This window comes from Couchioplanes azureus (assembly GCF_014648355.1).
In the GTDB taxonomy this organism is placed as follows: Bacteria; Actinomycetota; Actinomycetes; order Mycobacteriales; family Micromonosporaceae; genus Actinoplanes; species Actinoplanes azureus.
Genome location: NZ_BMQY01000006.1, coordinates 321,765 through 333,782 on the forward strand (window position 1 = coordinate 321,765; position 12,018 = coordinate 333,782).

Consider the following 12,018-nt stretch of genomic DNA (forward strand, 5'->3'; position numbering starts at 1 on the left):
CGCCGCTAGGTGCCCCAGCGGGCCTTCTCGAGCAGCTCCAGCGCCTCGGCCGGGGCGGCGTCCCCGCCGGCGCGCAGCTTCCGGGCCGCCTCGTCGACGAGATCCGTCAGCCGCTGCCACTGGGCCTCGCGCTCGCGTACCGTCTCGGCCTGGGCCTTGAGCTGCTGGGTCTTGGTCCAGAGCTCGACGAAGATGGAGACCTTGGCGCGCAGGACCCAGGGATCGAACGGCTTGGTCAGGTAGTCCACCGCGCCGACCGCATAACCACGCAACGCAAGCTGTGCGTCACGGTCCGCCGCGGTGAGGAACAGGATCGGGACGTGCCGGGTGCGCTCCCGGCGCTTGATGTGGCTCGCCGTCTCGAAGCCGTCCATGTTGGGCATCTGGGCGTCGAGCAGGATGACCGCGAAGTCGTCGACGAGGAGCTGCTTGAGCGCCGCCTCCCCGCTCTCCACCGCGACCGCCTGCACGGGCAGGCCCTGGAGGATGGCCTCCAGGGCGAGCAGGTTGTCACGCCGGTCGTCGACCAGAAGGGCCTTCGCGCGGTCAGCCACGTTCACTCTCCGTCCCGGAGCTGTCGGATGCGTTCACCCACCGGGCCATCAGCTCGATCAGCCGGTCGAGGTCGACCGGCTTGGTGATGTAGTCGCTCGCCCCCGCCGCCAGCGCCGACTCTCGGTCGCCGGGCATCGCCTTCGCCGTGAGGAACACTACCGGCAGGTCGCGGAACCGCTGATTCCGGCGGATCCCCCGGGTCGTCTCGTACCCGTCCTGGTCCGGCATCATCGCGTCCATCAGCACGATGTCCACCTCGGGGTGTTCGGCGAGCAACCGCACCCCGTCGGCGCCGTTGTCCGAGTACAGGACGTTGAGCCCGTGCATCTCCAGGGCGCTGGTCAGGGCGAACACGTTGCGGACGTCGTCGTCGACGATGAGCACCGTGGCCCCGTCCAGCTGCCGGCTCGCCGGGGTCACCGCATGCTCGGCACCCGGTTGGGGGTTCAGCAGCGGCACGTCCAGCGGCGGCAGCACCGCCCGGGGCGGGACCACCGCCTCCACCGGGAGCTGCGGCACCGCCACCGGGACCGTGTCCGGCACCAGCACGTCGGGTACGTAGAGGGTGAAGGTCGAGCCCTCCCCCGGCACCGAGGAGACCACGATCGTGCCGCCGAGCAGGGCGGCGAACTCGCGGCTGATGGACAGGCCCAGGCCGGTGCCGCCGTACTTGCGGCTCGTCGTGCCGTCCGCCTGCTGGAACGCCTCGAAGATCAGGCTGAGCTTCTCGTCCGAGATGCCGATCCCGGTGTCGGTGACCGCCAGGGCCACGACCTGCTCCGCGGCGGCCAGCGACGGTATGTCGAACTCGCTGTCCGGCGGCGCGGGGAAGATGCTCAGCGTGACCGAGCCGGTGTCGGTGAACTTGACCGCGTTGGAGAGCAGGTTGCGCAGGATCTGCTGCAGGCGCTGGGCGTCCGTCACGATCGACTGGGGCAGCTCCGGCGAGACGTCGACCCGGAACTCCAGGCCCTTCTCGTCGGCCTGCGGGCGGAACGCCTGCTCGACGTAGCTACGGACCTCCTCGAAGTCGACCTCGTCGGGCTCGACGTCCATCCGGCCCGCCTCGATCTTGCTCAGGTCGAGGATGTCGTCGATCAGCGACAGCAGGTCGGAGCCGGCGCTGTGGATGGTCCGGGCGAACTCGATCTGCTTCTCCGTCAGGTTCTTCTCGGAGTTCTCGGCCAGCAGGCGGGCGAGCAACAGCAGGGAGTTGAGCGGCGTCCGCAGCTCGTGGCTCATGTTGGCCAGGAACTCGGTCTTGTACGCCGAGGCCCGGGAAAGCTGCTGGGCCTTCTCCTCCAGCCCCAGCCGGGCCAGCTCGATCTCCCGGTTCTTCGTCTCGATGTTGCCCTTCTGCTCGCTGAGCAACTGCGCCTTGTCCTCCAGCTCGGCGTTGGTGCGCTGGAGCTCGGCCGACTGGTCCTGCATCTCGCGCGCCAGCCGCTGCGACTGGGCGAGCAGTTCCTCCGTACGCCGGTTGGCCTGGATGGTGTTGAGCGCGATGCCGATCGTGGCGACCAGGCGCTCGAGGAAGGTCAGGTGCAGCCCGCTGAAGGCGGCCACGGACGCGAACTCGATGACGCCCAGCATCTCGCCCTCGAACAGCACCGGGAGCACGACGAGGTCGCTCGGCGGCATCGACATCAACCCGGACCGCATGGTGAGCGCGCCGTCGTGGGTGGCGCGCACCCGGATGGTCCGGCGGGAGACCGCGGCCTGCCCGACGAGCCCCTCGCCCGGGCCGAACGTCACCTCGTGGTTGCGAGCGACGTAGCCGTACGACGCCGCGAGCCGCAGCCGCATCACCGCTTCCTCGTTGTCGACCAGGAAGAACGCGCCGAGCTGCGCATCGACCAGCGGGGTCACCTCCGTCATGATCATGCGGCAGACCTCGCCCAGGTCGCGCTGGCCCTGCAGCAGGCCGCCGATCCGGGCCAGGTTGGAGTCCAGCCAGCCCTGCTCGGCGTTCGCCTTGGTGGTCTCGCGCAGGGTCACGATCATCTGGTTGATGTTGTCCTTGAGCTCCGCGACCTCGCCCTGCGCCTCGACGGTGACGCTCTGCGTCAGGTCGCCGCGGGTCACCGAGGTGGAGACCTCGGCGATCGCGCGCAGCTGGGTGGTGAGCGTGGAGGCGAGCTGGTTCACGTTGTCGGTGAGGTCGCGCCACGTCCCGGAGACGCCCTTGACCTGGGCCTGACCGCCGAGCTTGCCCTCGATGCCGACCTCGCGGCCGACCCGGGTGACCTCGTTGGCGAACGACGACAGCTGGTCGACCATCGTGTTGACCGTCGACTTCAGCTCCAGGATCTCGCCGCGGGCGTCGACCGTGATCTTCTGCGACAGGTCGCCCCTGGCCACCGCCGTGGTCACCGAGGCGATGTTGCGTACCTGGGCCGTGAGGTTGGACGCCATGTAGTTGACGTTGTCGGTGAGATCCCGCCAGGTGCCGGCCACCCCGCGCACCTGCGCCTGACCGCCGAGCTTGCCCTCCGAGCCGACCTCGCGGGCCACCCGGGTCACCTCGTCGGCGAACGACGACAGCTGGTCCACCATCGTGTTCACCGTCGACTTCAGCTCCAGGATCTCGCCCTGGGCGTCGACCGTGATCTTCTGCGACAGGTCGCCGCGGGCGACGGCGGTGGAGACCTGCGCGATGTTGCGGACCTGGGCGGTCAGGTTGGACGCCATCGAGTTGACGTTGTCGGTCAGGTCCCGCCAGGTGCCGGCCACCCCGCGCACCTGCGCCTGACCGCCGAGCTTGCCCTCCGTGCCGACCTCGCGGGCCACCCGGGTCACCTCGTCGGCGAACGACGACAGCTGGTCCACCATCGTGTTGACCGTCGACTTCAGCTCCAGGATCTCGCCGCGGGCGTCGACGGTGATCTTCTGCGACAGGTCGCCCTTGGCCACCGCCGTGGTCACCGACGCGATGTTGCGCACCTGGCTGGTCAGGTTGGACGCCATGTAGTTGACGTTGTCGGTCAGGTCCCGCCAGGTGCCGGAGACGCCCTTGACCTGGGCCTGACCGCCGAGCTTGCCCTCCGAACCCACCTCGCGGGCCACCCGGGTCACCTCGTCGGCGAACGACGACAGCTGGTCCACCATCGTGTTCATCGTGTTCTTGAGCTGCGCGATCTCGCCGCGGGCATCGACCGTGATCTTCTGCGACAGGTCGCCCTTCGCCACCGCCGTGGACACCTGGGAGATGTTGCGGACCTGGTCGGTGAGGTTGGCCGCCAGCTGGTTGACGTTCTCGGTGAGATCCCGCCAGGTGCCGGAGACGCCGCGCACCTGCGCCTGACCGCCCAGCCGGCCCTCGGTACCCACCTCGCGGGCCACCCGCGTCACCTCGTCGGCGAACGACGACAGCTGGTCGACCATCGTGTTCACGGTGTCCTTCAGCTCCAGGATCTCGCCCTGCGCCGCCACCGTGATCTTCTGCGAGAGGTCGCCCTTGGCCACCGCAGTGGACACCTGGGCGATGTTGCGCACCTGGCTGGTCAGGTTGGACGCCATGGAGTTCACCGAGTCGGTGAGGTCCTTCCAGGTGCCCGCCACGTTCGGCACGTCCGCCTGGCCGCCGAGCTTGCCCTCGGTGCCCACCTCGCGGGCCACCCGGGTCACCTGCTCCGCGAAGAGCCGCAGCGTGTCCGTCACGCCGTTCATGGTGTCGGCCAGCTCGGCGACCTCACCCCGGGCCGACACGGTGATCTTCTGCGACAGGTCGCCGCGGGCCATCGCGGTCGCCACCTGGGAGATGGACCGCACCTGGTGGGTCAGGTTGGACGCCATCGTGTTGACGGAGTCGGTGAGGTCCTTCCAGGTGCCGGCGACGCCGCGGACGTCGGCCTGGCCGCCGAGCTCGCCCTCGGTGCCCACCTCGCGGGCCACCCGCGTCACCTCGCTGGCGAACGACGACAGCTGGTCCACCATCGTGTTCACCGTCCGGCCGATCCGCAGGAATTCACCCCGCAGGGGTCGTCCGTCCATCTCCAATGCCATGTGCTGGGAGAGGTCACCCTCCGCAACCGCCACGATGACCCGGGAGATCTCCGTGGTCGGTCGCGCCAGGTCGTCGATCAGGGAGTTGACCGAGCGCACCGAGTCCGCCCAGGCCCCGTCGAGCCCCTCCTCGTCGAGACGGTCGGTCAGCCGTCCCTCCCGCCCCACCGTCCGACTGATTCGACGAACGTCGAGATTCTGCCGCTCCTGCAACGACACGACCTCGTTGAATGCGTCCACGAGCTCACCGAACGACCCGCTCCGGCGGGCCAGGCGCACCTTGAGATCACCGCGGCGAACCCGCCGCAGAGCGTCGGCGACCTCACCGAGCAGGGCGGTCTCGTCGGTCATGCCGACGCCGACCTCTTTCGCCGCAGTCATGCTGTCCTCACTCGCTGTCCACCGGCTGGGGGCGTTCCATCATCTCTCGCCCGGCCGGGTCATTGCGAGTGATGGCTTTGTGCATACCGCCGCCGACAGGAGAGGATGCATGCGTGTCGGTGGAGGAAGGAGCGGCGGCGGGTGCCCTGGTGCGCCGTGTCCGGCTGCCCAACGACCGGCGTACGCCGGCCGCCGCCCGCGCGCTGGTGCGGTCGGTACTCGAGGAGACCGGGCTCGACAGCCTGGTCAACGAGGCGCTGCTGCTGACCACCGAGCTGTCCACCAACGCGGTCGTGCACGCCGGCACGGAGCTCGACATCGAGGTCGCCGCCGACCCGAGCGGACTCACCGTGACCGTCACCGACTTCGCCCCCGGTCCGGTCGAGGAGCTCGCGGTCGGCCCGCGCAACGACAAATCCGACATCGGGGAAGTTGCCGAGCGCGGTCGCGGCCTGCTGCTCGTGGACCACTTCGCGAGCCGCTGGGGAACCGTCCACGAGGGCACGGGCAAGGGCGTCTGGTTCCGGCTCGAGGCCCGCGCCAACCCGGCCGCCGCCCTGCCGGTGGCCGAGGGAGACGCGGCCCCCAGCGTCGGCGAGCTCACCACGCTGCTGCAGACCGACCCCGAGCGCACCACGGAGGAGGCGCTCGCCGAGTTCGCCACCGACCTGCTGGCCCGGCTGGCCCGGCTCACCGGCGCGACCGGCGGGGTGCTCCGGCTCGACCGCGGCGACGGCACCGGCCGGCAGGTCCTCGCCCGGCACGGCCGGACCCCGCGTACGGACGCCGCCACCATCCGGGTGCCCCTCGCCGTGCAGCGGCCGTACGTGGGTGAGCTGGAGCTCGACTCCTCCCCGGACGGCTACGCCATGCCGCTGGCCACGATCGTCGCCGAACGCCTCTCGCTGCACCTGGAGAACGACCGGCTGCGCCGCACCGACCTGCGCCGGCAGACCTGGCTGACGTTCCTGGCCGAGGCGAGCGAGCTGCTCGCCCAGTCCCTCGACGTCAACCTGACCATGGCGCTGATCCCCCAGCTCGTCGTGCCCCGGCTCGGCCAGTGGTGCGCGGTGCACACCACCGACACCTGGGGGCGGCTCCAGCTCGCCGCGGCCACGCACGCCGAGGAATCGGCCGTCTCCCACCTGTACGGCGCCCTCTCCGAAACCGGCCCCGACTCGATCCTGGCCCGGCTCGAAGAGGCGTCCCGGCTCGGCCAGCAGGTCATGTTCGGCACCCCGTCGGAAGGCTTCGCGGTGCCGCTGGTCGCCCGGGGCCAGCGCCTCGGCACCCTCGCGGTCGGGCGCCACCTGCGGCACCGGCACGACGTGGACGAGGTCGCCGTCCTCGAGGACGTGGCCCGCCGGGCGGCGCTCGCCATCGACAACGCCCGGATCCACGACGAGCGGCGCCGCGTCGCCCGTACGCTGCAGGCCTCGCTGCTCCCCCCGGCCCTGCCGCACGTCCCCGGCGTGGGCTTCGCGGCCGAGTACGTCCCGACCGGCTCCGAGGTGGGCGGCGACTTCTACGACGTGGTCCCGTCCGACGACGGCTGGATAGTGGTCGTCGGCGACGTGTCCGGCAAGGGCGTCCAGGCGGCGACGGTGACCGGGCTGGTCCGCGACGTCATCCGGATCCTGGTCGACGACGGCAAGCCGATGAAGGAAGTCCTCCACCGGGTCAACCGCACCCTGGTCCAGCGCGGCGGCGGACGCTACTGCACCCTGGCCATGGCCTCGGTGGCCCGCAACGGCGCGGAGCTGGACGTCTGCCTGCACCTGGCCGGCCACGACCGCGCGGTCCTGGTCCGCGCGGACGGCAAGACGTCGTTCGTCGGCGAGGGCGGCACGGCCCTCGGCCTGCTGGAGAGCATCACCTCCCCGGAGGCGGCGGTGCGGCTGCACCCGGGCGACTCACTGATCTTCTACACGGACGGCGTGACGGAACGCCGCCGCGGCCGCGAGCTCTTCGGCACGGCCCGCCTGCGCGACGCGGCGGCACCCCTGGCCGGCTACCCCGCGGACGTGATGGCGGCCCGGCTGCGCTCCACCACGATCAACTTCTCGGTCGAGGAACCCCGCGACGACATCGCCATCCTGGTCCTGCGCAACGACGCCTGAGTTGTCGTACCCCCATGACAGGGTGACGTCGTGACCAAGACGCAATACTACACAGCGACGAGCATCGACGGCTTCATCGCCGACCGGCACAACTCGCTGGACTGGCTGTTCGAGGTCGGCGACGGCGACGCCCCCGACAACCCGTTCGGCGCCTTCTTCGCCCAGGTGGGCGCCTTCGCCATGGGCGCCACGACGTATGCATGGGTCCTCGAGCACGACGCCCTCCTCGACCAGCCGCTCAAGTGGGCGGACTACTACGGCGACACCCCGGCCTGGGTCTTCACCCACCGCGACCTGCCCCGCATCCCGGGCGCCAACCTCACCTTCGTCCAGGGCGACGTCCGCCCGGTCCACCAGGCGATGACCACGGCCGCCCAGGGCAAGAACCTGTGGGTGGTCGGCGGCGGCGAGCTGGCCGGATCCTTCGCCGACGCGGGCCTGCTCGACGAAATCATCCTGGGTGTGGCCCCGGTGACCCTGGGCGCCGGCGCCCCGCTCCTCCCCCGCCGGCTGACGTCGTCGCGCCTGTCCCTGACCTCGATGGAGCAACACGGCCCGTTCGCCTACCTGACCTACCAGCTCAGTCCATCCTCCTGAGCGGCGTCACAGCACGGGTGAGGGGCCAGGCAACGATCAGTAGAAGTGCGCATGCGCGGTCTTCGGTGGCTCGCCAGATCGGACATAAGCGCGCAAGATCGATGAGGCTACCTTGATCAGGACACTGCGGTCGACGCTCTCGGCCGTGCCCGTCGCCTCCCCGCTGTTTCCGTCGATCACCAAATCTCCGAGGACACTGCCGGCCTCGTCCGCGGGCCGGAACTTCCGGGAGACAGGTTCGAAGGTCACGAAGCCGCACCCCCCGGTGCCGTGATCGGCTTCCCAGCGGTAAAGGACACCTGCGGAGGAACTGGCCTCAGCCCAGATACCGAGCGATGCGGTCATCCGCCCACCTTCTCCAGCAGCACGATGCTCAATTCCTCCGTTGATAGCCGAGGCCGTCCGAAGCCGCAGCCTCAGGATCCCATGCGTGGCCGGCCTCGATCGTCGCCGCGTGAGCCCTGCGGTAGCTCGGATCCCCGGTACGGGCCATGAAATCGGACTCATACCGCTCGTGCCTCAGCAGATCGATGTCCGCGGGATGCGGCCGACCGTCCGCCAACCGCTGCCAAGCCTCCGCTATTCGGGGATTGGCAGCGAATCGGCCCATTTCGCCGGGCGGATAGGAATCCAGAAGATGCTGATCTCTGAATAGATGTTCTTTGATGCGGGCGATGTCATCCGGGGTGAACCCGTATGGGCGGGCTGCCTCTGCCACAGCGGGAATCTCGTGGTCACTTGCCCGGATGCTGTCGTAAGCCTCGTCGGCCCATCGCATCTCATAGTCCATGTCGTTGCGAGGTCGGCGCACCTCCCCGCCCGTCTGGCGGACTCCACCAGCACTTTCCGCTCCGGAAGAATCCTGCCGGCCGCCGAGCTGATCGACGTTACGGGCAAGCCTGGCCATGGCGTCACCGAGCCGGCGGAGACTGGCCACCAGGGCCTTGAGCCAACGAGCGATTCTCGCCGCCCAGGACGCGCACAACGTCGTCACCTGCTCGACTACCAGCGGAGCGAGCGCGCCGAGCGACCCGGCCAGCTCAGCGGCGTAGACGATCAAGCGGGAGACGACCGTGGCGACGGCATCGCGAACCATGACCCGGACGGTGCCGATCAGCATGCCCGCCCCCTCGGTCATCAGCGCCATGGCCTCCGATGCCCGGCCGAGGGCCCGCAGAGACTGCGTCCGCCGGTCGGCGTGCATGCGGTAGGCATCGGCAGCCACCCCGCTCCACTCGCTGACGTCGTCCCGCACCGACCGGGCCAAGGAATCGGCTTCTTCGCCGAGCCTTCCGGCTACGTTGCGCCAGGTTGCGGCATGCGCGGCGATGTGCGCCGGGTTGCCGGCCAACCAGTCGAGCACTTCCGAGAGCGGCTTCACGTGCTCCAGCAGCCACGCGACGCCGTACTGCAGGAGCGCGCCGACCGGGTCCGACACGAAGGCAAGGGCGTCCAGGCCGGCGCTGACGGCACCCAAAGTCCCATCGATCCACGAGCCGCTCTGCACCCCGTGGGCGATCTGCTCGATGTCCTCCGCTATCCAGACCCCGGCCCACGGAGACGGACCGGTGTCAGCCGCTACGGCCACGAGCGGATTGGGCCGAGTCACAGCCTGGCCTCGATGGCGGACAGCTCTGTGGCGCGCGCACGATCCGTGGCCTCATAGTTCTCAGCCACCGCGTGCACCTTGCCACCTGTGTCAAGTAGGCCGTCGGCGGTGTCGGCGACCCCTTTGACGAGCACGTCCTGCAGAGCGCCCAGCATCACGGGCACCATGGCGCACAGCCGGCCGTAGGCGCCGGCGTCGGCCCGCACTGCCTGACCCGCCTGCCGTGCCGCCGCCACCCGATCCGCGACGGCCTCGACGTGCCGCGCGTGCGCCATGAGGTCTGCGGGCCGAACAACGAGGTCGTCAGGCACTTTTCAGGCTCTTCGCGTACGAGGCGAGCACCGCCCGCCCGGTTTCGGTGTCCACACCCACGGTGTCGGCGACCACGGACTCCGCCTTGTCGCGTAGCGCGGCACGGGCCGAGCCGATGGTGGCCAGAATCTCGCGGGCGGTTCGCGCCGCGGACTGCTGCCGGATCCCCTCGTCCAGACGGATGTCCGTGACCACGCCGGAGGAATCCACCGTCAGCTCGACCAGGTTGTCAGAGCTTCGCGCGGAGGCGGTCAAGTGGGCCATCCTGCGCGCCAGCTCCCTACCCTGAGCTGCGCGCTTTTCGATTTCCTCCTGCCAGTCGTCGATGAGACGCTCGGCGCCACCCAGATTCTGCCCGTCGAACACGGCACCCCCGGCTCCGTCAGCTCTTCACCGAAGCCTCAGTATCGCCCGCTGAACCGGCCGGCGGCGTGCCGCGCCGCCCGCGGCGCGGGCGTGGGCGGGACTGGTGGCGGGATCGCGGCTGTCCTGGGCCGATCCGACCCTTTTGTCGGCTGCGTCATGGCATGGTGTTTGTCGTGGCGAAGACTCAGTACTACACGGCGACCAGCATCGACGGCTTCACCGCGGATGTGGACAATTCGCTTGAATGGCTGTTCGAGGTCGATGAGGGGACGGACAACCCCTTCGGCGCGTTCTTCTCCAACGTCGGTGCCTTCGCGATGGGCGCGACGACGTACGAGTGGGTGGTGGCGAACGACAACGTCATCGAGGAGCCCGAGAACTGGCACGACATGTACGGCGACGTGCCCTGCTGGGTCTTCACCCATCGCGAGCTGCCCCTTGTGCCCGACGCCAACATCTTCATGGTCAGCGGCGACGTGCGCCGGGTTCACCAGGCGATGATGGTGGCCGCCCAGGGGCGCAACGTGTGGCTCGCCGGGGGCGGGGATCTGGTGGCCGAGTTCGCCGACGCCGGGCTGCTGGACGAGATCATCCTCGCCGTCGCACCGGTGATGCTCGGTGGCGGCACTCCGCTGCTGCCTCGACGGCTCTCCGCCGAGCAGCTCGCCCTGACCAACGTCACGCAGATGGGCCAGTTCGCCTACCTGTCCTATGCGGTGGGGACGCTCGCGAACCTCGGCCGCCACATGGCCGCGGACTTCCTCTCCAGCTCCACCCCGCTGGGGCTGCCCTGGGACCAGCCCGACCGGCCCGCCGAGCGTCTCGGGCGGCCCCTCGGCTAGCCGAGGTCCTGCCGGCTCGCCATGTCGAGCTCGGCGCTGATCTCCGGCGGCGCGGCGATCGCCACGCAGCGGCCGCCGCGCGCCAGCAGGACCCCCCGGACCGCGTCCAGGACACGCTCGGTGTGCGCCAAGCCCAGGCTGGCCGGCAGCGCCGCGTGGACGATTCCTCGCCCTGCCGCGCCGCGCACCGGCACCGGCGTGCCCGCCACGTCCCGCAGCGCGAACACCGCCGCCTGCAGATCCGCCGTCGGGACCTCGATGCGCAGCGCCACGTCCGACGGACCGAACGGGTAGCGGCCCCACCAGGGCGGCGGCATCGATGTCGCCGCCGCCGGCGTCTCCAGCGCCCTCCGCAGCCGGGCCGCCCGGTCTGCCACCTCCGCCGGATCCCCCTCGAGCAGCACCGCGAGCGAGCCGGGCGGCACCGCGAGCGAGCCGGGCGGCACCGCGAGCGAGCCGGGTTGTGCCGCGAGCGAGCCCGGCTTCGGCGCCGCCGGGAGGTCGATCTCGATCGCGCTCGGGGTCACCCGCTGAGCCAGGGTCTCCTGCACGAGGTCGTGGATGTCGCGGGGCGTGGTCACCGGCACGCTCACCCAGCGCCGGGCCGCCGGGACGGGCTCCAGGCGCATGTGCGCCGACAGAACCACACCGCCGATCCCGGCCGGGCCGTCGAAGCCGTCCGACGTCCTGCGGTGGCCGTCCCTCGTCGCGTACGTGATGTGGTTGACCTGGTCGGCCGCCGTGCCGAAGCGGTGGCGCAGCGGGCCCGTCTCGTCGAGGGCGAGCATGCCGCCGAGGGTCGCGGCCGGCGAGGGTGGGTCGACCGCGAGGCGCTGGCCGCGCAGGGCCAGCGCCGCCTGGGCCGCGCGGACGGAGGTGCCGGCGGCGATCTCGGCCGTCATCAGCTCCACGTCGTGGTGCCGGATGCCGGCCAGGCGCCGCAGGTCGAGGAGCAGGTCGACGCCGGCCGGCGGGCTGCCCCAGTCGAGTTTGGACCCGGCGCCGCGCGGGACGACCGCCAGGCCGCGGCCGGTCGCCAGCCGCAGGGTGTCGGCGACCGCCTGGCCGGTCGCCGGGAAGGCGACGAAGCTGGCCCGGCGTCCGGCCACCGCGTCGGCCCGGCGTGCCGTGCGCGCGAAATCCGGGCCGCAGATGTCGATCAGGGCCCGGAGCAGCGGCTCCCGGGCAGGCAGATCCATCCCCATCATTCTCCCCTGCCGTCCGTCACCCC

At 70.6% G+C, this 12,018-nt stretch carries 10 protein-coding genes; 3 read left to right on the top strand and 7 right to left on the bottom strand.

The window, feature by feature from the left end; all coding sequences use genetic code 11:
* Nucleotides 1-5: 5 nt before the first annotated feature.
* Both IEY99_RS23050 and IEY99_RS23055 read right to left on the bottom strand, forming a co-directional pair.
* Nucleotides 6-554 carry a response regulator gene (locus IEY99_RS23050; protein WP_189206106.1) on the bottom strand — a complete coding sequence of 183 codons (549 nt, stop codon included), beginning with the start codon at nt 552-554 and terminating at the stop codon, nt 6-8.
* The gene (locus tag IEY99_RS23055) at nt 547-4,941 is read right to left on the bottom strand and encodes a HAMP domain-containing protein (protein ID WP_189206107.1); all 4,395 of its coding nucleotides are present in this window, start codon (nt 4,939-4,941) and stop codon (nt 547-549) included. Before IEY99_RS23055 ends, IEY99_RS23050 begins: the two co-directional genes overlap by 8 nt.
* Before the next feature lie 113 nt (nt 4,942-5,054).
* On the opposite strand from IEY99_RS23055, the gene IEY99_RS23060 reads away from it, so the two are divergent.
* Nucleotides 5,055-7,061, top strand: coding sequence for a SpoIIE family protein phosphatase (locus tag IEY99_RS23060; protein WP_229799127.1), 2,007 nt, complete (start codon nt 5,055-5,057; stop codon nt 7,059-7,061).
* 30 nt (nt 7,062-7,091) lie between these two features.
* Nucleotides 7,092-7,658 (top strand): dihydrofolate reductase family protein, encoded by a 567-nt coding sequence (locus tag IEY99_RS23065; RefSeq protein ID WP_189206109.1) that lies wholly within the window; start codon nt 7,092-7,094, stop codon nt 7,656-7,658.
* A 36-nt stretch (nt 7,659-7,694) separates the two neighbouring features.
* Here IEY99_RS23065 and IEY99_RS23070 read toward each other — a convergent pair whose 3' ends face one another.
* Genes IEY99_RS23070 through IEY99_RS23085 form a run of 4 tightly spaced genes read right to left on the bottom strand, consistent with a single transcriptional unit; the run spans nt 7,695 to nt 9,945 of the window.
* Nucleotides 7,695-8,003 (bottom strand): hypothetical protein, encoded by a 309-nt coding sequence (locus tag IEY99_RS23070; protein ID WP_189206110.1) that lies wholly within the window; start codon nt 8,001-8,003, stop codon nt 7,695-7,697.
* A gap of 28 nt (nt 8,004-8,031) precedes the next feature.
* Nucleotides 8,032-9,246, bottom strand: coding sequence for a WXG100 family type VII secretion target (locus tag IEY99_RS23075; protein WP_189206111.1), 1,215 nt, complete (start codon nt 9,244-9,246; stop codon nt 8,032-8,034).
* 17 nt (nt 9,247-9,263) lie between these two features.
* Entirely contained in the window at nt 9,264-9,578 is a 315-nt protein-coding gene (locus IEY99_RS23080) for a type VII secretion target (protein ID WP_229799129.1), read from the bottom strand.
* Nucleotides 9,571-9,945 (bottom strand): YbaB/EbfC family nucleoid-associated protein, encoded by a 375-nt coding sequence (locus IEY99_RS23085; RefSeq protein ID WP_189206112.1) that lies wholly within the window; start codon nt 9,943-9,945, stop codon nt 9,571-9,573. Before IEY99_RS23085 ends, IEY99_RS23080 begins: the two co-directional genes overlap by 8 nt.
* A gap of 161 nt (nt 9,946-10,106) precedes the next feature.
* On the opposite strand from IEY99_RS23085, the gene IEY99_RS23090 reads away from it, so the two are divergent.
* Nucleotides 10,107-10,787: a dihydrofolate reductase family protein gene (locus IEY99_RS23090; protein WP_229799131.1), complete on the top strand. Its 681-nt coding sequence runs from the start codon at nt 10,107-10,109 to the stop codon at nt 10,785-10,787.
* Here the strand turns inward: IEY99_RS23090 and IEY99_RS23095 are convergent.
* Complete coding sequence (locus tag IEY99_RS23095; protein ID WP_189206113.1) at nt 10,784-11,986, bottom strand: FAD-binding oxidoreductase; 1,203 nt, start codon at nt 11,984-11,986, stop codon at nt 10,784-10,786. The two genes, IEY99_RS23090 and IEY99_RS23095, sit on opposite strands and share 4 nt — an antisense overlap.
* Nucleotides 11,987-12,018: the final 32 nt, after the last annotated feature.